Origin of the sequence: Candidatus Nanohalobium constans, from assembly GCF_009617975.1 — an archaeon.
Classification (GTDB): Archaea; Nanohalarchaeota; Nanosalinia; order Nanosalinales; family Nanosalinaceae; genus Nanohalobium; species Nanohalobium constans.
This window is the reverse complement of sequence record NZ_CP040089.1, coordinates 292,903-313,611: the sequence shown is the minus strand read 5'-3', so window position 1 is coordinate 313,611 and position 20,709 is coordinate 292,903. Positions and strand designations below refer to the sequence as shown.

Sequence of the window (20,709 nt, the reverse complement as noted above, 5' to 3'; positions counted from 1 at the left end):
ATCCCATGGCCCTGATAGATATCTTATCAGGGCTTTTGGTTCTTTTTACTCAGACACCGATTCCAGACGGCATAACGGAGATTCACGCTGGTTTTCTACTGTTTAAGGGCGTTGCAACGATGCTACCAGGAAATTTCTTGCCAACACCGGTTTTCTACCTAGGCGGGTTCGCAGACCTGATATCAGCAGCAATTCTCTTCACAGGGCAGCCCCCGTTATTAGTTCAGTATAACAAGTATATCGCCGGTTTTCTACTTCTAAAAGGAGTTTGGTCATCTTTCGGTCTGTTGAAACTAACTTAGATACTGTTCAGAGTCTGATTCAGTCTCTTGAGAAGATCTATTATCTGTTCGTTCTGTCTCTTTATTTCTTCTAGTTCTGACTGCTGATCTGAAACTGCTTGCGGATTTGCTGGATCCATACCAGCGTTCTGCATTTTCTTCTTAGTATTGTTGCTTAGTTGCGGTGAGTTGCTTCCTGGCTCCGGTCTTCCGCTTTGAGGGTTAGGTGTCTGTCTATTTGAGCCCTGTGCACCATTATTCCCTCTTCTGTTGTTCTGAGAAGTATTTTGTCCTTGGTTATGTAGATTGTTTGTTTGTCTGCCGCTTTGCGGAGGTTGTTGGTTTCTATGTCCTTTAGGTGATTGTCCCTGATTCAGGTCTTGGGGAGGATTCTGAGAGTTGTTTTGACCTGGGTTTGACATTCTCTGGTCTTTCTGTCCTAGAGGAGTATCATCGTTCGGTGAGTTCTGTGGTCCTGGAGGATTACTGTTGAGAGCGTTGTCTGAGCCTATTCCGGACTCTGAGTCCATTGAGCTTCCTAATGAGTCGTCTAAGCCGCTGTCGAAGCTGCTTGAGTTTTCGTGTCCTCCTCCCATTTTTTCCTTGATGTCGTCGATCACTCCCATTATACTACGAAGTTGGCGACGCCCGTGTTTAAGTTTAAGTGTTATCTAGAGCCGACCCTTTCTTTTACGGTAACCTACCTCACCCAAGAAAACAATTAAAGCAAGTAAAAGCAGGTAAGGCATAAGCGAAATCTCTTTAACGACTTTTCTAGAGGTCTGATCTACCTCTGATGATATTTCTTCAATATTGTTTTGACTGTAGATCATTCCGCCCGTTTCCTGTGCTATATTCTCCAGCTTGTCCATGTCTTGACCTACTTCGTCTACCTCAGGGTTGTAGTTGTAGGCGTATGTCTCACCCTCCCATTTGTGTACTCCAGGTTCTGTGACGTTTATCTTTGATGTGTAGAGATCTTCACTTCTTTTGGTCAGTCCTTTTATCTGGTACGATGCTTTTGCCTCTGGTTTTTCTGGTTTTGCTGAGTCCTCAACACTTTTCCATTGGTCTCTCTTTCTTTGAGGTTTGCCCACAGTCCAGGAAGCTGTTTTTGATACTAGTGTTGGATCTGTGTCAGATATTCTGCCTAGGTTTTGGTTTCCAGCTGAGAATGCTGCTACTCTGCCTAGTCCGTAGCGCCAGGCTGATAGTACTTCTTGTCCTTCTGAGCTTGCCACCAGTTTTTTGCCTGTTCGTTTGGCGTCTACTTTTTCGAAGTCTGTTGCGTCTCCGTTGAGCTCTAATCCACGAGTTATGAAGTGGTTAGGGTTTACGACAGCTATAGGCGTATACTGTGTTTCTCCTCCGCCACTGCCGAATCTAAAGTTAAGTCTTCCGGCTTCTCTGTTTTCAAGGTAGTATCCGTCGGTTGTTTCTGCGATGTCTTGTAGAAGAGGCTTGTTTGGCTCTTCTCCCATTCCTATCGTTATTAGTTTGCCTTCCAGGCTTTCTGCTTGTCTCCTGGTTTTTCCATCTATATCTTGGCGGTTGTATGTTCCTATGTTTCCATCGCTTAGCATTACTACTGTATCGTTTTTCTCTGTAAGTTCTGAGGCTCCTTTTATTCCTAGGTCGTGGAATGAAGGTCCCTGTGGTTTTATCCTGCTTATTTTCTCTTTGATTGATTCTCTGTTGTATGCTAGTGTTTTAGGTTCGGATACTAGGTATGAGTCGCCGCTGTAGGCTACAACACCGACCTTGTTGTTCTTTTTTAGGCTGTCTACGAGAGAGTAAGCTATTTGAATTGATTCTTTTGATATTCCTCCTGATGAGGATCTGTCTATGCAGAATTCTTCGGTACCTCTGACGCATTCTCCTCCTGTTGCCTCCGAGATATCGATTAAGATTATTACTTTGGCTCCTGAATTGCCATCGTCGTTTTCAGATTGTTTTAAAGGCAGGTATGAAGGTATTTTGTCTTTAAGGCTTCCTGTGTACATTAAACCGTTTCCTTGTGCTAGATATGTTTGAAGGTTGTTGTTTTCTACCGGTTTTTTGGCTATAATGGAGTAGTACTTGTCTAGTTCTTCAGGAAGTTGGTCTCTGTTTTCAATGTCGTAGAACTGGTTTAGGTTGTCTTCGAGAGATCCTGGGCTGCCTATGGAAAGTATTTCTGGTTTTTCCCTTACTTTAACGGTTTTGTAGTACTGGTTATTTCTCTGTATGGAGTCCTTTCCTTCTATCTCTGCTTTTATGATATGTTCTCCTTCAGAGCTGAATTTTCTGGTAAATGTGTAGGATTTATTTGTTGGTCCATTGTAGATTTTTTCTCCGTCTAGTGTGATGTTGATGGTTACAGGTTCTTCCCGTGCGGAGCTTGTTTTAACTGTGAAACGGTTTTCTGCTTCCGGCACTGTCGTTGAAGGTCCTTGAATAGTTATAGCTGATTCTTTCTTACCATTTAAGCGGTGTATGGAGATTGAGGCGTTTTTCCTGTTCGCTGCTTTTACTAGGTCTGAGGAAGGTTCTGTTGTTTGACCGTCGGTTACGAGGAGGTTCTGTGAGTCTTGTTCTATGGACTGTGCTGCCTGTGAAAATATGTTAGAGCTGTTTGCTCGTATGAAAACTGTTTTTTCGCCGCCTATATCTAGTTCGGGATTTTCTACCGCATTCATGGATGAGGTGTTGTCGACAAGTATGTTGATTTTTTCCTGTGTATTTGATGAGGCTTCCTGTGTTATTGTTGGAGATGATACAGCGAGTAAAAGCAGGGATACTATTAGTGCTCGGCTTAAACCTATTTTTCTGGAGTAGCCTTGTTTTTTAAGTATTATGTGAAGTGAGTAGAGGATGAGCGGTGTGAGAAGTAGGAATTCCGGGTTTTGAAGCATTTATATTGCACCTCCTTTTGATAGGTAGAGTAGTTCAAGTGTTGCGATTACTGCTAGAAGTGAGCCAAGGTATTTTCCTGCAGGGTCTGTGCCAGGGTTTGAGTCGATACCTGGTCTCTCTGCGATCTGGTTTATTTGAGGTTGTGATTCTGTTGGGTTAAGTAGGTTGGCTGCGAATGTTTTCTGACCGTTGTAGTATCCTGTTTCCTGTACCTTGTGTCGCTTTGGTTTTTCCTGCCCCTGGTGCGAGACAGGTGTTCCAAAGTTTACTTGGCTTTCTGTCTTGATGTTCAGTTCTGGAGCGGTGCTTCTATCTGACATGTTCAGTAAAGTGTTCTTCCAGAAGATAGGGTAGGTGATCTGTTGACCAAAGACTTCGTCCTCGACATTGTAGAGCAACACCTTTCCATCTTTAGACATTACCAATGCTTCTTCAGGTTGTGAGAGCGACCTCCCTTCAATGTCGTAGCCGGTTACAGCAGAGGTGAATCCGCTGGTTATTGATGAGGTTTGGAGTTGGACCTGCCGAGTAGAACTTCTTGAACTGTTAACTACCGGGGCAAAACCAGGTAGTTCAGATCTTTCCTCTAAGATAACTGCTGAACCTTGGTCAAGCTGGTTTTCCAGATTTTTCAGGCGTTGCTGACCCAGTTCAAACCCATCTTCTACAAAGTAGATTTGGGCGCCGTCAAACGAATCTCCAGCAGAGTACTCCGTTTGGTTAATTAGGTTCATAGCCTCTCGGAAGTACCTGCTTTCTTCGCCCAATCTTTTTACGCGGATGCCCTCTCTATCAGGGATTGAGACATACAGTTTGTTGTCTATCGCAAGCTCATCCGAAGGCAGTATAAGCTCGTGCCGCCCCGGTTCTAAATCAAGCTCTACTGTCTGCGTTGAAAGAGCCGGAAGATCAACCTGCTTAACCTGTTGACTGTCTTCTCTTCTTATTTCAACAGTTCTATCCCTGTTCAGAAAGTTTTGAACAGTAATATGTGCCTTTCCATTCTTAAAGCTGAGATCGGTAAATCCGTGAGAGTTTTCATGATCTAGATCCATGGTTTTAACCGCTTTAGATTCAGATATATCGCTTAAACTGCTCTCCAGGCTCCCAGTTTCTGTATGCGCCATGTCGGAAGCTAAAACCATTTTTCCATTATAATTTGATGCTATCTGCACTGCAGATATTAGATCTGTTGAAGATGCCGTATTCCCTTGGCTTCTGATAGCTTTTCTTGCTGCTTCAGGAGAAGCGTCTCTAACCAATACTCTAGGTTCTGATCCTGCTGCAATCACAGTATTTTGACTGCCAAGGTGTTTGAAGGCGAAGTCTTTAGCCTCTTGAGTGTTGTCGTTCATGCTTGCTGAAGTATCAAGGATTATAACTGATTCTCCATCTGTTTCAAGACCTTGAATTAAAGGATTGGCGATAGCTACAGCAGCCAGAACGACGAAAAGTATGTGCAGTATTAGAAGTTTGTTTCTCTTAAGCTTCTGCAGAGCGTTTCTTATGCGACCTTTCTGCTTTTCCTCGGAGAAGAATGTCATTGAAGGCATTACCTCCCTCTCTGGTTTCGGTCTAACCAGGTAGAAAATGATTAAAGGAATCAAACCTAGCAAGGCAGCTAAGCCTACAGGATGCAGAAAGTTTTGCTGAAGAATCTCCGGAATCATCACTAAACAACAATGAGGACTCAGAGGTTTTTAGTTTGATTCCTCTATTCTATCCAAAACTTGTTGATGCATCTGCTGCAGCCTCTCCTTCTTATCCTCCATCTTGATTACATCCGTCGAACCTTGAAGTAGCAGATTATGGCTGAAGGGGGAAGGAATATCAGTCTCACCCATTTCATAAGAAATACTTCCATCCCTCAACCCTTCTATCACATCCTCGGCATGATTGACATCCATAGCATCCTCCATAATCTCACGATAAGTCTCCTTAACCATCGGAAAACTCTCATCATACTTATTCCTAATAGCAGATAACAGGAAGTGACCCTTCATCTGCTGTTGCCCAACCGTCTTGGAGTTACCCTGATAGTTTCTCAGAATCATAAGGCTTCTACCAGCTACATGTCTAAACCTTCTCTTCATAAGTTCAGTCTTCTTTACAGCCTCCTTCAACTCCTTCTCAGGATCACAGTTCATAACCTGCTCCATCAAACGATCTAGGTCAACAGGACGACGAGGAGTAATCAAGATAAAACCATTATCATCGATAACCATCCCAATGTTTGACCCGTACTTCTGCTGCAGTAGATGAGCCATGATACGGGCCAATGCGTCGTGGACTCTTCTGCCGTAAATCGTCTGGAAAATCAGATTCTGTCTATTGTCATCATCGATATACTTCTCAACCTTGATATCTTCATGAGTTGATACCTCACCGGAGAAACGGTACTGCTCAGCAATATAGCCGTAGATGGCTTCAGCTGTTTTCTCATCCAAGTAATAATTATGCATAATCCACTGGATAATATCATCGTCTTCAGCACCCATCTCCAACTGTTTCTTAACCTGAGAACGGAACTCGCCGATCCTGGTACCAAGATCATAGGAAAGAGGAAGTCTCTCAGAGTACCAGGAAGGAACAGTCGGAGAAGCATTAGGTTTAGGATCAACAAACACTTTCATTCCCTTGGCGTAGCTGAACTGGTAGGTTTTACCTCCAAGCGTGAATATATCTCCCTTTGTGAGTCTGTCAAGGAATTCTTCGTCTAACTGACCGACATAGTTTCCTCCCTGCCGAGTCTTCACATCGTAACCTGTTTCATCAGGTATGGTGCCGATGTTTGTCATGTAGATGACTCGTGTCATCTTTCCACTACGACCGAATCGTGAATCCTCATGATCGATCCAAATCTTTCTGTACACATTCTGATCCTCTAACTCTTCGTATTCTCCACCGAGGTACTTCATCACAGCGTCGAAATCTTCACGAGAAAGATTCCTGTAATTATAGCTCTTTCTGATAGTATTGAACGCGTGCTCGATGTTCCAACGCTTGTTACACGCCATTCCAACCATATGCTGGGCAAGTACATCCAGACAGTTTGTAGGCATCTGAATTCTATCCAGTTCATCTTCCTTGGCGCACTTTGTCAGGACAGAGCACTCCATCGCGTCGTCCCTATCCGTTACAATCATCTTTCCTTTAGCCTTTTCCCCAATCTGGTGTCCAGACCTTCCTATCCTCTGAATCCCTTTCGCCACACCTTTAGGAGACCCCAGTTGTAGTACTAAGTCTACTGCTCCAATGTCAACACCGAGTTCAAGGGAAGTTGAGGTTACTCCTACGCGCATCTCTCCCTTCTTCAGCTTCTCTTCAACTTCCAATCTTACTCCACGGCTCATTGAGGAGTGGTGAGCACCGATATTCTCATCATAGAAATCCGGGAACCTGTTCTTCAGATTGTTAACTATTCTCTCTGTCGCGCTTCTAGTATTAGTGAATATTATCGTGGACTCGTGTTCCTGCACATAATTATGGATTTGATCGTACATCGCCTCCTGAACTTCATCTGCAGGAGTATGAATCAAGTCTCGAACAGGTGAAACAGTCTCCAAATCGATTTCCTTGGAAGCAGCCACATCCACAATTGTGCAGCCTCTAGTCTCGAAATCCTCGCTGTCCTTCTCTTCAGCAGCTTCTATATCCTCATACTCTCCCTCCTCCATCGTTATTTCTTCATCGACATCATAGCCTACAAGTGATTTAGCTATTTCTTTGATCGGGGCTTGAGTGGCTGAGAGACCTATACGAGTTGGGTTAGTGTTTGCCATCTCCTCCAGTCTTTCTATTCCTAGATTGAGGTGTACACCTCTTTTGTTTTCTGCTAAACTGTGGATTTCATCAGTTATGACATATTCTACATTTTTCAGTGCTTCTCCAAACTTTGGAGAGTTTAGTATTATTCCTAGGCTTTCTGGAGTGGTGATCAATATGTGTGGCGGGTTTTCCCGCATATTGGCTTTTTCTGCATCTGTTGTATCTCCTGTCCTGACCGCACTTCTTACCTCCGGCACATCGTAGTCTCCTTCTTCTGCCTTCTGCTTTATTCCTTCCAGCGGTTCCTTCAGGTTTCTCTGAATATCGTTGTTTAGAGCTCTGAGCGGCGAAACATAGAGGACATATACTTGGTCTTCCAGTTCGTCTTCCCGTCCTTTTCTGTATAGTTCGTTAATTGTTGAGAGAAATGCGGAGAGGGTTTTTCCTGACCCTGTTGGAGCACATATCAGAGAGTTCTCTTGATTGTGTATGAGATCGAATGAGTATTTTTGTGGCGGGCTGAGTGAGGGGAACTGTTCGTTGAACCAGTCTTTGACATAGGGTTCGAAGTCGTCCGGCAGCGTTTTTGAGGCTTGATCTTCTTCTGCGAATTTTATCTCTGGCATGTTACCTTAGGTAATCTGTGAACTTTAAGTTAGTGACCTACTCTCCGAATTTCAGGAATATTTTGCTGAAAATACCTGTTAGAATCCCTATTAAGGGTTGTAGGCTGTATGTAAGCCCTGTTATTAGCGGTATTATTATGAAGAACTTTTGACCTCCGAACATGTCTTTGAATATTGGTTTGATCCGGTTTGAGAGATCTACTTGTTTCTGGTTGAACTGTTTCTGGGTTTGTTGGTAGATTATTTCTGGTACTTCGGTCCTTGCTTCTTCTAGGGATTCTGCTGTCTCTCTTTGGGGATTGGTTTTGTTGTAGACTTTTTGGATTGTTAGTTCTGTGGCTGCTTTTGCCGTACGGTTTATTGATTGTAGCTGTGTGTTTTTCTGGTTTTCTAGCATGCCTGTTCGTTCTATGGTTTCTTCCGTGATTTTTGATATTTCCGTGGCTGCTGAGTCAACTTTATCCTGTTTAAACTCTGGGTTTGCTGCTCCATACGCAAAAATTGATGTCCCTATTATAAGCCCTGTTATAAGCAGCGGTATTGATGTTGAACCGTAGAAGTCTTTGAACTGGTCGCCTCCGGAGAGCATTGAGACAAGAATGTTCCCTATACTGTAAGGTATGATCAGTAAGGCTGTTATACCGCCAACTACCCCAAATATAGGTGTTATTAATGTGGTTAGCGTGGCTTTGTTGAAGCTTTCTCTGGAAATGTAGGCTGTGTATCCGTAGAGCACAGGCAGGAACAACAGTGTTAGAAGTGTTGAAGGAGTTGAGAAATCTATTAGGTAACTTGCTGATATGCCTAGAACAGCCAGAGATAGCTGTACCCCGTACTCGATATAGTCAGTCTCTAATCCCACAGATACAAAAATGTAGACCGGATTGATTTAAATTCCAGCTACCTCAGAGATTAAAGACTCGGCATGCCCCTCATCCCTAGCCTCGACAATCACCCTGCCAGACCGAAAAAAAGTGATTTCACGCCCCTCATAGCCTATACGGACAAGATAATCGTTCTCAGCTAGTTTTTCCCCAGCTTTTACTGCTTGAGCAATGTTTTCATCCGAAATATTCTTTTCAAATTGATACTTGCCTCGTCCACACAGCTTAGATACCCGGGCAGTTTGATCTAGATGAGGAAAAACTTCTGACTCACATACTTCACACCCAGAATCTTCAACTTTCAAGAAACGGTTTTTATCCACAAGTTCAAGCCTTTCATCAACAGAAGAACCGGTAAGCATTTTAACCGCCTTATAAACTGATTTAGCAGCAGCTACCCGAGCTACCTCCCTCATGACCCCATCTGTCTCACATGTAGCTACTTTCTGAGGTTTCTGCACCATACAGTTGAAGCATTTGTCGATTATAGGCATCGAGTAAGCTTTCTCAGCTATAGCCGCAGTATAAATCCAAGGTATTCCTTGTTTTTTGCTGTAATCATTTATCACCTGCCGAGTCTCAAGATTATCCGTTCCATCCAGTATGATGTCTGCTTCCTCAATCAGATCAGTGTTATCTGGCTTAAAGCTTTCAGAATATGCCTCCACCCCAGTAAACTGTTTCAGATAATCTTCGGCTGCTTTGGCCTTAGGCAAAGCTTTTTCACACTGCTCCGGAGTGTAAAGGCTCGATGAGTAGGCATCTTTTTCCTCCAAATAGTCTCTATCGATTATTATAAGATTGACGCCGTGTCGAGCCAGGTTTTCTGCTATAGCTGACCCAGTCGCTCCAAGTCCTATTATTGCTGCTGTGGAGTTTTCCAGTCTTTCCTGGTCTTCTTCTGAGTGGTTTTGAAGCGTGGTGAATCGGGAGTACATCTGGTTGGGTTTTAGTGGGAAGTTGATTTAAGAAGCAGTGGAAAAACTTGAGACATGACAATCTCTATTCTGGAGAGCCAGCTTGCAAACCTCGGAATCGAAATCCAGATGACAACCCTTCTAACCGGTGCACTAGTTCTGATAGGCGGATGGTTCGCAAACAAGATATCCAACAAACTAGTTGAGCAGGGAATAAACCGTAGAGGAGGCGACAAACACGCAATAATAGCTGCCCAAAAAGTCACAGCCTACATAATCTACCCACTAACATTTGTAGTATTCCTCGGTGTCTTCGGGCTTCCAGCAGCCTCTATTGGCGGAGCAGTTGGCCTAATAGGATTAGGTCTTTCATTCGCATTGAAAGATATGATCGCCAACTTTATCTCCGGCATCCTGATACTTATCGGACAACCATTCAAGGTAGGAGACCAAATCAAGGTCTCGGGAGAAGAAGGGACAGTCCAAGACATCAAAATAAGAGCTACAGACATCAAAACATACGACGGCAGAAAAGTAATCGTACCCAACTCCCAGCTCTACAATGGAACAGTCATCAACAACACAGCATACGACCAGAGACGGTTTGAAGTAATAGTCGGAGTAGGATACGACGACGATATCGACTCAGCAACAGAGCTAGCAATGGAAAGCCTAGAAGAAGCCGAAATGGTGGAAGAAACACCAGAACCACAAGTACTGGTCAACGAACTAGGAGGATCCTCAGTCAACTTGAAACTTCGTGGATGGACCAAGCCATCCAAAGCCAACATGGTTAAAGCAGCCTCCGAAGTAACACAAGGCGTCAAAGAGAAGTACGACGAAAACGAGATCGACATCCCATACCCAATCAGAACCGTCTACATGAACAACGAAGACGAGTGATACATGTCTTTCTTTCAACTTCTTCTTTTTCCATAGAAAAGATTTATCAATATTGGTACACATACACAGAACATGGGTTCCAGGACTATATCCGTAAAAGATGAAGCATATTCCAGACTGAAGGCTCTGAAAGATGACAATAAGAGCTTCTCAGATGTGATACTGGAGCTTACAGAAGACAAGAACCAGAAGTTCGAGAACATTGTAGGAAAAGGAATAGAAACAAGTTTTGAAGAACTGAAAGAAGAAAGAGAAAGAAGTGAAGAAGACGATGACAGAGAAACATTACTTCGCGGACACTAGCTTCCTGATAGACCTCTTCAAAGGCGAAGAAAAAGCAGTAGAAATAATGGAAAAAGCCAGCTCCATAACTACTGGAAGCACAGTACTCTATGAGTTATCTAAAATTTCTGATTTCAACAGAAAAGAACTTGAGCAGAATAAGATCTTTGATTTAACCTCAGAAGACGGGGAAGTGGCTGCAGAAATGTACAGAAAACTCTCCAGAAAAGGAGAGAAAATCGGAGAAATAGACTACCTGATTGCAGCGCAAGCTAAAAACGCGGGTAGAAAACTGGTTACACGAGACACAGACTTCCAAAAACTCGAAATAGACACCATTAACTACAAACTATGACAGAATCAGAAAATCAAGATTTATCCGACTTCTCCAGCTCCTACCCAGAAATAGGAGAAGTAAAAGAACAGTTAATGAAGGAAAGAGAAGAATTCAAGATGAGAGACTACAAAATTGATGCAGAATAAGGGCTTACCTTTTCTTCACCAAGTTTTTCTTAAGCCTGTCCAACTGATCAAAGCATATGCCAACAGAAATAGATTCCGAGAAGATGGAAGAAGTTCAAAACTCTGAAGAATACTGGGTCATCGACTTCTGGGCAGAATGGTGCGGACCATGCAAAAAACTAGCACCAGTATACGAGGAAGTCTCCGAAGAAATAGAAGAAGTAAACTTCGGAAAAGTTGACATGGAAGAACACGACGACCTCGGCACACAGTTAGGTGTCAGAGCACTACCCACACTACTCATAATGAAAAATGGGGAAGAAATAGCAAGGAAAAGCGGAGCAATGCCAAAACAAAAACTGGAAAGTTGGATCCAAGAGAATACTAGATAAGCAAATATTTACCCAGTCATTTTTTTCTCTCTACCATTTCTCTACCAACACCCTCACACAAAAGCAACCACCAAAACAAACAGAAAGAACAAAACCAGGGCAAAAAATAACTAATCTTCTCTAACCATATGAAATATCTACTCGGCGTTTGTCACTATGATACATCTCCAATTGTGTTGGACCCATTATCAGTTGGTGTTGTTGAATTACGGAGACCATCTGCCATCCCGCCATTTGTATTACTTTGGAATGTTACATCAACATTATAACAATTGTAAATACCAACATAGTCGGCATCCACAGTTACTGATTGAGATGTTGACCCATAAATGTTTTCGACTCTTGATGCAACTCCATTGATCGTTATAGTCCCTCCTGATAGAGAGACTGCCTCTAATATTGACCCTATACCAGAAAGCGTCCAATCGGCACTAATGGTAGTACCAGCCCCCCCCATTCCCCCCGTTCCAATGAGAGAGACCCTCACTGATATTGACCTAACCTCACTGTATTCAGCATTTTCAAGGTAGATTACATCACCATCAGATGCATTTGATAGAGCAGCATCGAGACGCGAATCAGGATCAGCCCCATCAAACCCTTCAGCTAAATGCCGTTCAGCACCTATTTCCTCTGCACTGACCGAACCAGCATTCGTAATATCGTTCCCCCCAGCGTCGAGATTGGCATTCTTCAATTCCAACGTTCCAGGTGCACTGGATGACGTGGTGTATTGGAGGGCAATGAAGCCACCGTTATTATCATCAACCTCAAGTTTAGATCCGAACACTCTAAAGAATGTATCTTCTCCCTCAGCGAAGCGAATCCCTGTTGAACCCTCTTCGCTGTTAATATCAGTGCCATAATTGTGGAGATCCAACCGTGCAGTACCAGAACCATCCTCGATACTCTGTCCCGTGGCGAGGCGGAGGTTGGCAGGGGTATCAGAGAAGTCAATTCTTGAGCCTCGTAGGTAGAGTGGAATGTAGTTGTTGTTATTTCTATCGTATGCTGTTACACGTCCATCGTTATTTTGTGTGTATGTTAATTCTAGACCTGCTCCTGATGATGGTGTTCCGTTGTCTTGTGCTACTATTCCGGCGTTCGGTGTTTTCAGCACGCCAGCACTTGTGTCGGTGTCATATTTGACGGCTGTAAAGTCTCCTTCGTTGTCTTGGATTCTTACTGGTTCGTTGCTTCTTGCGTAGATTGCTTGTCCAAAGTTTCCTACTGCTCTAAATGCAAATTTACCATCGTCGTTGTATATATGAGTGCCAAATCCTGCGCTTGGGTCAATTGCTATTCTTTCTGTGCCGTTTCCGTCTTCAATGAACTGTCCTTTGTTGAGGCGGAGGTTTCCGATCGGAATCTCAACGCTGCCGTTTCCTAGGAGGTTTATGGCTTTGGTTCCGTTGTTGTCTTCAATTGACTGTCCTGTGTCAATTTGTAGGGCTGCGTTTTTGACTTTGACTTTTCCGCTAGGGTCGACATCGAAGTATTCTGTTCCGTCTGATGTTACATCGAAGCCGTGACCGCTTTTGACTTTGTATGCTGATGCGGAGGGTAGTAGTGAGGCCGCTCCTAGGCCGATTGCTCCTGCTCCCAGTTTCTTTAAGAATGAGCGTCTTGAAACTTCTTCTGAACTGTTTTCTGTTTTTTCTTTGGACTCTTCTGATTGTTTCAGGTTTTTTACTGTTTTTTGTACTTCTTTTTGGACTTTTTTCTCTATTATTTGCTGTAGTTTGTCTGCTTTTTCTTGGTCGTCTACTATTTCTTGGATTTCGTCTGTCATAGTATCAGTTTTTTAGCATTGGTTGCCTGTGCATATCCGGTTTTGGGTGTTTGTGGTGATGTTTTGGTCTGTCATGTTGATGTTGCCGCCTACTTGGTGTGTCTTATTGTTTCCTATGTATTGGTCGTTGGTTTTGGAGTAGCTTTGTACATAGCTTTGTGTTGCTGCGTCCTGTGGATTGCTTGGGTCTTTCAGATTTGTAATCCTGGAGTTTGTGGCGTTGATTTGCCCTGTTTCTTGGAGTTTAAGTATTGTTCCTGCTCCATCCTGATTGAAGTTTATGCTGTTTGATTTGAATTGTATGCTGTTGTTTATGTTGTTGTTTCCGGTTATTTCTCCGATGTTGTTGATGGAGTTTCCTTTCATGTCGAGGTTTCCGTCTATGCTGTCTCCATTTCTTTGAAGGTACGCGTTGTTGGCGTATCCAAGTGTTACTGAGTCGTTGCTGGTTTTTGGCTGTGCCAGGTTTCTTATACGGTTTTGATCCATATCGATGCTCTGATTGGCTGTGTTTTCTTCTTCGAGCACTTGAGATAGTGATTGTGGTGTTGATGTTACCTGAGTATCGACATAGTTTTTGGTTGCTGGATCTGTCCCGGATGCTGGAGTTGGCAAGTTTAGTATTCTGTTGTTTTGCATGTCGAGGTTGCCGTCTATGCTGTCTCCGTTTCTTTGAAGGTATTTTTCGTTAGCGTATCCAAGGTTTAGCGCGTGTGAGTCTGCCCCAGGGTTTTGAAGGTTTGTTATTTGATTGTTATGCATGTTGAATTGGCTGTAGACATCTATAGGCGTGCTGGATCGGAATTCCATATCTGCAGTAGCAGTGTATACGCATATTATCAGTGCTAAAATCATTATTGCTTTTTTCATTAGCATGTTCCTCCTACACAAAGATTTTGTATTGGTTTAACTTCCGTGACATTAAGTGTTCCATTTAGTGTATTGTTTTGGCTGCTTACATATCCTAGGTCACTGGTCTGAGTTGAGCTGCATAGATCGCCGTAGCAGTTAGCATTTAATGCGTCTGTGTTGAGTGGTCCTTGCATTGAGTCGCCGGAGATATTCAGGTATTGTTCTGAGCCTGTTAATTCTCCTCCTTCAGTGGTCCCGCAGTCGTCTCCGAAGCACATTGTATTGTTTCCTGTCGGCAGAACAGTTTCGCGTGTCTCAATCTCTTCTATAGTGTCTCCAGCAACAAACAGCTTTTCTACTATTATCTGAGGAAGAGTGAATTTGCCTCTGACCGTGAATTTTTGCTCAAGGTTTGGTAAGTTCTGTGTACTGTATGCTAAGGTCATGTCGTATTCTTGGCATTCTCCAGAAGGTTTAACCGAGGTTACTTCGTATTTTTTCTCTTCTCCGACCGGTATTTGCGTGTTTTTTGCTGATTCTTGGCGTCCTTCGAGTTTTACCGAGCGGATTTCAATCAGAGATGACTCAGAATTACGTAAGATAACTGAAAGAGTGTTGCCTTCTTCAAGACCTGATTCTGAGGCAGTTAAAGAGCTGGCGGGTCCTGCTTGAACACTTACCTGGCAGCCTGGCGAGACCGTAGTAAAAACTGCCGATCCCGCTACAGTTAGGACTAGAACCATCCATCCGTAGGTTGTTAAGTACTCTACTGCTGACTGTCCTTTTGAAGACCCCACGGTTACAGTGTGGACTGCCTTAGAATTTAAGTTTTCAGACTATATGAACTCTGTCCAGTCTACACCGCCATAATCACTTTCTTCCCTACTAAGACTGTTTAAAATTTCTTTAATAGTCGATTCAACTGTCTTCCCTGTCGTATCTACTTCAATAACAGTTTCCTGGTTCTGAACTGCTTCAGATAATACAATATCTAGTTTTTCAGCTTCAACATTTTCCTCAATTTTTCTATCCGAGTAATCTCTGCTGGAAAGCCTTTCCTCAAGCATATCGGGTCGGCATCTCAGAACAACACAGGCATCTGACGGGAAGTGATGTGATAGATGACCTTCAATCACAACATCCTCAGGGAACTCCTCAGATTCAAGCGAGTCAACCATCTGACCGATTCTTACCTCTCGCTCACCGGCTTTCTCCTCACCTATATCATTCTCCTCAAAATACCGGGTGAGATGAACTACATCATATCCTCGTTCAGCAAGTTTATCTGAGACAGTTGTTTTCCCTGTTCCAGGCGTCCCCGTAAGCGTTATCTTCACAAATACATTTTGGAGTCGGAGGGCATAAAAGCTTGAAACCAGACTGATTTTTCATGATAGATGTCTGGAACCTAAAACGAGTTTTCTCGTTCCAGAGACCATCAGCTGAGGTGAATCTCAGATGATAGATGTCTGGACGGAAAAACATAGACCGGATACACTGAGCGAAGTTGTCGGACAGGAAAACATTGTAGACAGACTTGAAGCATTCGTGGAAAACGACGAAGTACCACACATGCTGTTCGCAGGCCCAGCGGGAACGGGAAAAACAACATCAGCAATCGCACTCGCCAAAGACTTGTATGGTGATGAATGGAAGCAGAACTTTATGGAGACCAATGCTTCCGATGAGAGAGGTATCGATGTTGTAAGAGAAAAGATCAAGAACTTCGCTCGGACCAAAAGTATCGGAGCTGATTACAAGATAATCTTCCTTGACGAGGCCGATGCTCTTACTTCAGATGCTCAGCAAGCCTTGAGAAGAACTATGGAGCAGTTTTCGGATAACTGCAGATTTATTCTATCCTGTAACTATTCTTCAAAGATTATTGATCCTATTCAGTCCAGATGCGCAGTATTCAGATTCAATCGTTTGGAAGAGAGCGATGTCAAAAACTATATTACAAGGCTTGGTGAAGATGAAGACTTCAAAATCTCCGAAGAAGCCGTTGAAGCAGTTATGCGGGTCGCAGAAGGCGACCTCAGGAGAGTCACAAACATTCTGCAGACTGCTTCGATCAACAATGATGAGATCGAGGAAGATGATATTTACGGTATCGCAGCCAGTCTAAGGCCGGACGAAATCAGAGAAATCCTGGACGACTCTCTCAGCGGCAACTTCATGGACGCCAGAGACACACTAGCCGACCTTATGATTGACAGAGGACTGGATGGACAGGATGTGATAGACTCCGTTCACCGAGAGATTTTCGACCTCGACATCTCAGAAAGAGCCAAACTAGAAATAATCGAAAACCTGGGCGAGTTCGAATTCAGAATCAGCGAAGGCGGAAGTGCAGACATCCAGATAGAAGCTTTCCTCGCCAAAATGGCAGACCTGGAACATAATTAAAATGAAACTTCAAAACCTGAAAGCCGCCGAAGCGTGGCTTATTGCGTGATTGACGAAACTCCTTCTGGAGTTTCTGGGAACGCAGAAAATCAAAGATTTTCGAGTTGAGTATAACACCATGTGGGTACAGAAATATAGGCCGGAAACGCTGGATGAGTACAGAGGAGCATCCAGTGAGAAAAAAGAACTTCAGGAATGGATAGAAGACTGGGAACAGGGAGATAAACCTGTACTGCTTCATGGACAGGCAGGAACCGGTAAGACCTCTCTTGTTGAAGCTCTTGCGAACGATGTAGGTTATGAACTCGTTGAGACGAATGCTTCCGATGTAAGAACCAAGAAAAAATTAAAGGAAGAGTTGAAAGAGGCTACTCTTCAGCAATCTTTCTACGGCGGCAAAAAACTGATACTGATCGACGAAGTTGACGGCATGTCTGGCAACTCGGATAGAGGTGGCGTCAAGGAAATTGGAAACATAGTAGATAATTCACGCTTCCCGGTAATCATGACAGCAAACGATGCGTATGATCAAAGTATCCGATCTTTGAGGAACCGAGCAAAGGAAATTAAACTGGATTCCGTACATACTAACAGTATTGCTGCTCATCTCCGTGAAATACTAGACAACGAAGGTATTGATTATGAGGATGGTGCTCCGAAGAGGATTGCCAGGAGTGCTGGCGGACAGATGCGGTCAGCGATTAACGACTTACAAGCATTGGCGCTTGGAAGGGAGAAGTTGACTGTTGAGGATGTTAAGCAGCAGGCTTCTCGTGACGATCGGCAGGATATCTTTGATGCTTTGAAAATCGTGTTTAAGACTTCTACTGCGTCAACTGCTAATCAGGCTACGCAGAATTTGGATGAGGATGCGGATACTTTTTTGCAGTGGATCAGGGAGAATGCTCCTCGAGAGTATCAGAGGAGTGAGGATTTGGCTCGTGCTTATTATTGGATTTCGGAGGCAGATCTGTTCAATGGCAGGATTAGGAAGAGGATGAACTGGAAGTTGATGAAGTATGTTTTCCAGTTTTCTACAGTTGGTGTAGCGTTGGCGAAGGATGAGAAGTACAGTGGTTGGACGAAGTATCAATATCCGTCGAAGATTCAGAGGATGGGAAGTTCGAGAGCTGCTAGGAACAAGCTTGACAGTATTTCTTCAAAGATGGGTGAGAAGCTGCATATGTCGCAGAGGGATGTGAAGTCTTCTCTTCCTATGTTTGGTGATTTCCTTGATCATTATGATGGTCTTCAGGGTCAGTTGGAGCTGGAGGATGAGGAAGTTGAGTTTATCCATGGCTTCTAGTTGATGCATTCTGTTTCTATTCTGCGGTCTGTGGACCGCATTTTTACTTTGATGCATGGACCTGAGTGGTTGAATACCGGTTCTGTCTCGTAGTTGTCGATGTATCCCAGTAGTTTTCTGAAGTTTCTTTCCTCTTTAGTTGTTATTACGCCATCGGCTGTTATTTTCTCTATTTCCGTCTCTATTTTGTTTGTATGAAGCGAGGTTTCTTCTACATTGTGTCTCTGTAGCTGGATCTGTGATATGGTTGCTGCTAGGCTTATGGTGATGAGGCTTGCTATTATTACGGATATGATCATGAACTGTCCTTTATTCACTGACCCCACCTGAAGTTTATTTCGTATGGAAGATATGTTTCCTCTTTGATGCTTGAGTAGGTTTTCGTAGATGTTTCGCCCGGAGTTTTCTGCCCTGTGAAACTTGTTTGGCTGCCTCTAAGCCAGTAAATAGTAGATACAATCGCCTTCAAGCTTTCAGCGTCATAATTCTGTCTGTATGAGGTTAAGGCTATTTTTCCTCCGGAGGGCAGGTTTTTGAGAGATCTTCTCCTAGGAATGACTTCGACTTTTTCATCTCCTCGGTATTCGAAACTTACGCAGCCTCCTTCTTGGTCGCAGCCTATATTCGGATCAGGGTCGTATACTGTAATGTTCAGGTTGTAGACTCTGTTATCTATAGTGATTTGATCACCGTTCAGGAACGGACCTTCATTCTCATCTAAGTAGTCTCCATCACGATCTAGGTCAACCTTTACCGCTCTGACGTTATTGTTGTTGCAGTAACTATCGGATGTACCTAGTTCCGCGTTCAACACGTTGTAATCAAAATCCGGGAAGTCGAAGACTGCCTCTGTCAATGCCTCTGGTTTATTGTCTAGGCATTTGCTGTCAGGCTTTCCTTCTACCTCCTCTGGAGTTACAGAGTTCATGTTCTGTTTTTCCCTGTTCCACTCGCTGAAGTCGTAGAGCTTAGAGGATTTAACCAGTGCCTTTCCAGATTCCAGTGTTCTCTCAGTGTCAGATATGACCTTGGTTGAAGGAGCCATCTCCAGATTGTCTTCTTCTCCCTCCAAGCCCAGGAAACTGGTTTGTGCTTCTTGAGCGGACGTACTTGAATCAAAACCTGATTCTGCCGAGTCTCCATCATAGGAACCCTGATATGAGACATCAACGTATTCAAACCCGGTATCATCTAGGAAGTCACCGTTTTCAAAACTGCTGCTTGACAGATTAGCTAAAATTAGAGCTGATCCCTGTTTCAGGAAGTTTTCAAACTTTTCCCTCTTATCGGTATCAGTGTCGATCTCTTGAACTGCTTCCTCTCTTCTTATGACTGCAGTATCATAGCTTCTTCTGTCGAGACGGGTAAAGTTAACAGTATCAACAGAAGTAAACGTCTTAACACTGTTAACATCACGATCGAACATGTCCCTAAATCTGACTGGCTGTGTAGCATTGTAGATCCTTAACTTGTCAGATTCAATTGATTTAATATCATAGTAGTTGTTATCCCATTTGAAAATCTCTTCAATGTTGAAAGGTCCCTCGCTGTTAGAGAACTGGCATTTTGTACCGTTGTCGACCCATACCGAGTCGTAGTCCTGTTCAGAGTTACCTCCGCTTATCTGAGGATCTAGATCACCTATGTAGAGACGGTTGTTCTCTAATCCTCCTTCAGATCTTAGAACAGGTTGATCTGACCTGGATTTTATCTCTTCTAAATCCCCTTCACATTTATCGCTTGATTCAACTTCATCCAGGTTTTGATTGTACCTGTCTGAGTTAACTACGTGGAAAGCTACGCGGTTATCGTTTATTGGAAGGTTGGAGACCAATCCTGATACCTCTACGTCTCTCTCTGTTATAGTTGAGAAAGCTGTCTGGATAGATCCTGTCTCGCCGTTTCTTAAAGCATGGTTTATGTATCCTGCTTCTTGAAGAGTGTATGTTAAGTCGTTGGCAGATACCTGGCTTCTGAAGCTGTTCCAGTCCTGTCCTTGAGGTACGTTGACAGCGCCAAAGATGAATATGAAAACTGTTGCAATCGCTACAATTGCCTCGATCGAATATCCTAGTCCTTTTTTCTTTACCATGATAATACCTCAATTCTTATTGGCTCAGAATCTGTTAAAGGCTCTTCAAGGACAGCGTAGCGGTTGAGTTTGGTTACACTTTGATCTACGTTTTCTGATGATGGTCCGAAGGATTTAAGCTCATTTGAGAGTACTACTGCGGCTCCAGGCTTTCTTTCCCGGTTTTGGAACCGCTGAAGTTCAAATTCTGTACCTGCTAAACTGTATGTGTCTCCTGTTCCTAGTGTCAACTCAGAGTCAAAGTCCTTGTCTGTGGAGATTCTTGTAGTGTTGTAAACTCCGTCATGGGCTGTTACCAGGAACCAGTAGGTCTGTGCTTGTATTGTGAAGTTTCCGTAGTGCACCCTGTTTTCAGCTTGGGAGTAAAGTGGGTCCGGATTTCCTGTGGTGCCGGGCTCGTCTATACCGTTTTCAGGTTCTGTTCTGGTGAATGAGTTTGATGTTTCAACTATTGGCTGCCAGATGAATGTGAAGTGGTACTGGTTGTCAGCTCCTGTAACTTTTTTGAACTGGCTGTAGTTGAAGCTTGAATCGCCGGTGGTTTGCAGTGCATCGATTTTCTCTTTTTCTAGAACGAGGTAGTCTTTAGCCAGTCCAAACTCCGAGGTATGGGATATATTGTCTTCCCACTCTGTACCCCCCGTTCCATTAGTATGGTATCCTGGTTTGCTCAGTATTTTTTCTGTAAGCGAGTATATCTCCATGTTTCTGGCGGATTGTTCGACGCTTGACTCAAACTCAGGTATTTTACCGGAGTTGGCTGACAGGGCGGCTACCAATGCCAGTATTACTATGAACATTCCTCCGAGGAATTCGATTGTGGACTGTCCCTTAGTTGAAGGCATTTT

21 protein-coding genes are annotated in these 20,709 nt (G+C 43.5%); 8 read left to right on the top strand and 13 right to left on the bottom strand.

Annotated features, from left to right (window positions below; all coding sequences use genetic code 11):
• Window positions 1-5: 5 nt before the first annotated feature.
• Window positions 6-302 carry a hypothetical protein gene (locus tag LC1Nh_RS01875; RefSeq protein ID WP_153550011.1) on the top strand — a complete coding sequence of 99 codons (297 nt, stop codon included), beginning with the start codon at window positions 6-8 and terminating at the stop codon, window positions 300-302.
• Here the strand turns inward: LC1Nh_RS01875 and LC1Nh_RS01870 are convergent.
• The 6 genes from LC1Nh_RS01870 to LC1Nh_RS01845 are packed head-to-tail and all read right to left on the bottom strand — an operon-like array spanning window position 299 to window position 9,392.
• A complete protein-coding gene (locus LC1Nh_RS01870; RefSeq protein WP_153550010.1) occupies window positions 299-907 on the bottom strand; it encodes a hypothetical protein in 609 nt (202 codons plus the stop codon). The two genes, LC1Nh_RS01875 and LC1Nh_RS01870, sit on opposite strands and share 4 nt — an antisense overlap.
• Before the next feature lie 45 nt (window positions 908-952).
• Window positions 953-3,175 (bottom strand): VWA domain-containing protein, encoded by a 2,223-nt coding sequence (locus LC1Nh_RS01865; RefSeq protein WP_153550009.1) that lies wholly within the window; start codon window positions 3,173-3,175, stop codon window positions 953-955.
• Window positions 3,176-4,846, bottom strand: coding sequence for a vWA domain-containing protein (locus tag LC1Nh_RS01860; RefSeq protein WP_153550008.1), 1,671 nt, complete (start codon window positions 4,844-4,846; stop codon window positions 3,176-3,178). It lies immediately after the preceding gene.
• Between the two features lie 30 nt (window positions 4,847-4,876).
• Complete coding sequence (locus LC1Nh_RS01855; protein ID WP_153550007.1) at window positions 4,877-7,570, bottom strand: ATP-dependent helicase; 2,694 nt, start codon at window positions 7,568-7,570, stop codon at window positions 4,877-4,879.
• Between the two features lie 37 nt (window positions 7,571-7,607).
• Window positions 7,608-8,432: a hypothetical protein gene (locus tag LC1Nh_RS01850; protein ID WP_153550006.1), complete on the bottom strand. Its 825-nt coding sequence runs from the start codon at window positions 8,430-8,432 to the stop codon at window positions 7,608-7,610.
• A gap of 27 nt (window positions 8,433-8,459) precedes the next feature.
• Complete coding sequence (locus LC1Nh_RS01845) at window positions 8,460-9,392, bottom strand: ThiF family adenylyltransferase (RefSeq protein ID WP_153550005.1); 933 nt, start codon at window positions 9,390-9,392, stop codon at window positions 8,460-8,462.
• A 54-nt stretch (window positions 9,393-9,446) separates the two neighbouring features.
• On the opposite strand from LC1Nh_RS01845, the gene LC1Nh_RS01840 reads away from it, so the two are divergent.
• The 5 genes from LC1Nh_RS01840 (at window position 9,447) to trxA (ending at window position 11,410) form a co-directional block, all read left to right on the top strand.
• On the top strand, window positions 9,447-10,274 hold the full coding sequence (locus LC1Nh_RS01840; RefSeq protein WP_153550004.1) for a mechanosensitive ion channel family protein: 828 nt from the start codon (window positions 9,447-9,449) through the stop codon (window positions 10,272-10,274).
• 72 nt (window positions 10,275-10,346) lie between these two features.
• Window positions 10,347-10,577: an antitoxin VapB family protein gene (locus tag LC1Nh_RS01835; RefSeq protein WP_153550003.1), complete on the top strand. Its 231-nt coding sequence runs from the start codon at window positions 10,347-10,349 to the stop codon at window positions 10,575-10,577.
• A complete protein-coding gene (locus LC1Nh_RS01830) occupies window positions 10,546-10,911 on the top strand; it encodes a type II toxin-antitoxin system VapC family toxin (RefSeq protein WP_153550002.1) in 366 nt (121 codons plus the stop codon). The genes LC1Nh_RS01835 and LC1Nh_RS01830 overlap by 32 nt, the downstream gene beginning before the upstream one ends.
• Window positions 10,908-11,039 (top strand): hypothetical protein, encoded by a 132-nt coding sequence (locus LC1Nh_RS06155; RefSeq protein ID WP_256727647.1) that lies wholly within the window; start codon window positions 10,908-10,910, stop codon window positions 11,037-11,039. Before LC1Nh_RS01830 ends, LC1Nh_RS06155 begins: the two co-directional genes overlap by 4 nt.
• Before the next feature lie 56 nt (window positions 11,040-11,095).
• Window positions 11,096-11,410: a thioredoxin gene (trxA, locus tag LC1Nh_RS01825; RefSeq protein WP_153550001.1), complete on the top strand. Its 315-nt coding sequence runs from the start codon at window positions 11,096-11,098 to the stop codon at window positions 11,408-11,410.
• 154 nt (window positions 11,411-11,564) lie between these two features.
• On the opposite strand, the gene LC1Nh_RS01820 is transcribed toward trxA, so the two are convergent.
• The 4 genes from LC1Nh_RS01820 to LC1Nh_RS01805 are packed head-to-tail and all read right to left on the bottom strand — an operon-like array spanning window position 11,565 to window position 15,391.
• Entirely contained in the window at window positions 11,565-13,202 is a 1,638-nt protein-coding gene (locus LC1Nh_RS01820) for a twin-arginine translocation signal domain-containing protein (protein WP_153550000.1), read from the bottom strand.
• Window positions 13,203-13,214: 12 nt separating this feature from the next.
• Complete coding sequence (locus LC1Nh_RS01815; RefSeq protein WP_153549999.1) at window positions 13,215-14,072, bottom strand: hypothetical protein; 858 nt, start codon at window positions 14,070-14,072, stop codon at window positions 13,215-13,217.
• The gene (locus LC1Nh_RS01810) at window positions 14,072-14,851 is read right to left on the bottom strand and encodes a hypothetical protein (protein WP_153549998.1); all 780 of its coding nucleotides are present in this window, start codon (window positions 14,849-14,851) and stop codon (window positions 14,072-14,074) included. Before LC1Nh_RS01810 ends, LC1Nh_RS01815 begins: the two co-directional genes overlap by 1 nt.
• 39 nt (window positions 14,852-14,890) lie before the next feature.
• Window positions 14,891-15,391 carry an adenylate kinase family protein gene (locus tag LC1Nh_RS01805; protein ID WP_217907069.1) on the bottom strand — a complete coding sequence of 167 codons (501 nt, stop codon included), beginning with the start codon at window positions 15,389-15,391 and terminating at the stop codon, window positions 14,891-14,893.
• Window positions 15,392-15,512: 121 nt separating this feature from the next.
• Between LC1Nh_RS01805 and LC1Nh_RS01800 the strand changes: the two genes are divergently transcribed.
• Window positions 15,513-16,463, top strand: a complete 951-nt coding sequence (locus LC1Nh_RS01800) for a replication factor C small subunit (protein WP_153549996.1) — start codon at window positions 15,513-15,515, stop codon at window positions 16,461-16,463.
• A 118-nt stretch (window positions 16,464-16,581) separates the two neighbouring features.
• Window positions 16,582-17,769, top strand: coding sequence for a replication factor C large subunit (locus tag LC1Nh_RS01795; protein ID WP_153549995.1), 1,188 nt, complete (start codon window positions 16,582-16,584; stop codon window positions 17,767-17,769).
• Here LC1Nh_RS01795 and LC1Nh_RS01790 read toward each other — a convergent pair.
• The 3 genes from LC1Nh_RS01790 to LC1Nh_RS01780 are packed head-to-tail and all read right to left on the bottom strand — an operon-like array spanning window position 17,766 to window position 20,706.
• On the bottom strand, window positions 17,766-18,086 hold the full coding sequence (locus tag LC1Nh_RS01790) for a hypothetical protein (protein WP_153549994.1): 321 nt from the start codon (window positions 18,084-18,086) through the stop codon (window positions 17,766-17,768). The genes LC1Nh_RS01795 and LC1Nh_RS01790 overlap by 4 nt on opposite strands.
• The gene (locus LC1Nh_RS01785) at window positions 18,083-19,861 is read right to left on the bottom strand and encodes a hypothetical protein (RefSeq protein WP_153549993.1); all 1,779 of its coding nucleotides are present in this window, start codon (window positions 19,859-19,861) and stop codon (window positions 18,083-18,085) included. The genes LC1Nh_RS01790 and LC1Nh_RS01785 overlap by 4 nt, the downstream gene beginning before the upstream one ends.
• The gene (locus LC1Nh_RS01780) at window positions 19,855-20,706 is read right to left on the bottom strand and encodes a hypothetical protein (protein WP_153549992.1); all 852 of its coding nucleotides are present in this window, start codon (window positions 20,704-20,706) and stop codon (window positions 19,855-19,857) included. The genes LC1Nh_RS01785 and LC1Nh_RS01780 overlap by 7 nt, the downstream gene beginning before the upstream one ends.
• Between the last annotated feature and the right edge of the window lie 3 nt (window positions 20,707-20,709).

Coding starts and splice junctions, on each gene's coding strand:
- trxA (WP_153550001.1), top strand. CDS start 11,096: ATGCCAACAGAAATAGATTCCGAGAAGATGGAAGAAGTTCAAAACTCT.
- LC1Nh_RS01780 (WP_153549992.1), bottom strand. CDS start 20,706: ATGCCTTCAACTAAGGGACAGTCCACAATCGAATTCCTCGGAGGAATG.
- LC1Nh_RS01820 (WP_153550000.1), bottom strand. CDS start 13,202: ATGACAGACGAAATCCAAGAAATAGTAGACGACCAAGAAAAAGCAGAC.
- LC1Nh_RS01800 (WP_153549996.1), top strand. CDS start 15,513: ATGATAGATGTCTGGACGGAAAAACATAGACCGGATACACTGAGCGAA.
- LC1Nh_RS01860 (WP_153550008.1), bottom strand. CDS start 4,846: ATGATTCCGGAGATTCTTCAGCAAAACTTTCTGCATCCTGTAGGCTTA.
- LC1Nh_RS01815 (WP_153549999.1), bottom strand. CDS start 14,072: ATGAAAAAAGCAATAATGATTTTAGCACTGATAATATGCGTATACACT.
- LC1Nh_RS01835 (WP_153550003.1), top strand. CDS start 10,347: ATGGGTTCCAGGACTATATCCGTAAAAGATGAAGCATATTCCAGACTG.
- LC1Nh_RS01830 (WP_153550002.1), top strand. CDS start 10,546: ATGACAGAGAAACATTACTTCGCGGACACTAGCTTCCTGATAGACCTC.
- LC1Nh_RS01840 (WP_153550004.1), top strand. CDS start 9,447: ATGACAATCTCTATTCTGGAGAGCCAGCTTGCAAACCTCGGAATCGAA.
- LC1Nh_RS01870 (WP_153550010.1), bottom strand. CDS start 907: ATGGGAGTGATCGACGACATCAAGGAAAAAATGGGAGGAGGACACGAA.
- LC1Nh_RS01865 (WP_153550009.1), bottom strand. CDS start 3,175: ATGCTTCAAAACCCGGAATTCCTACTTCTCACACCGCTCATCCTCTAC.
- LC1Nh_RS01795 (WP_153549995.1), top strand. CDS start 16,582: ATGTGGGTACAGAAATATAGGCCGGAAACGCTGGATGAGTACAGAGGA.
- LC1Nh_RS06155 (WP_256727647.1), top strand. CDS start 10,908: ATGACAGAATCAGAAAATCAAGATTTATCCGACTTCTCCAGCTCCTAC.
- LC1Nh_RS01855 (WP_153550007.1), bottom strand. CDS start 7,570: ATGCCAGAGATAAAATTCGCAGAAGAAGATCAAGCCTCAAAAACGCTG.
- LC1Nh_RS01845 (WP_153550005.1), bottom strand. CDS start 9,392: ATGTACTCCCGATTCACCACGCTTCAAAACCACTCAGAAGAAGACCAG.
- LC1Nh_RS01875 (WP_153550011.1), top strand. CDS start 6: ATGGCCCTGATAGATATCTTATCAGGGCTTTTGGTTCTTTTTACTCAG.
- LC1Nh_RS01785 (WP_153549993.1), bottom strand. CDS start 19,861: ATGGTAAAGAAAAAAGGACTAGGATATTCGATCGAGGCAATTGTAGCG.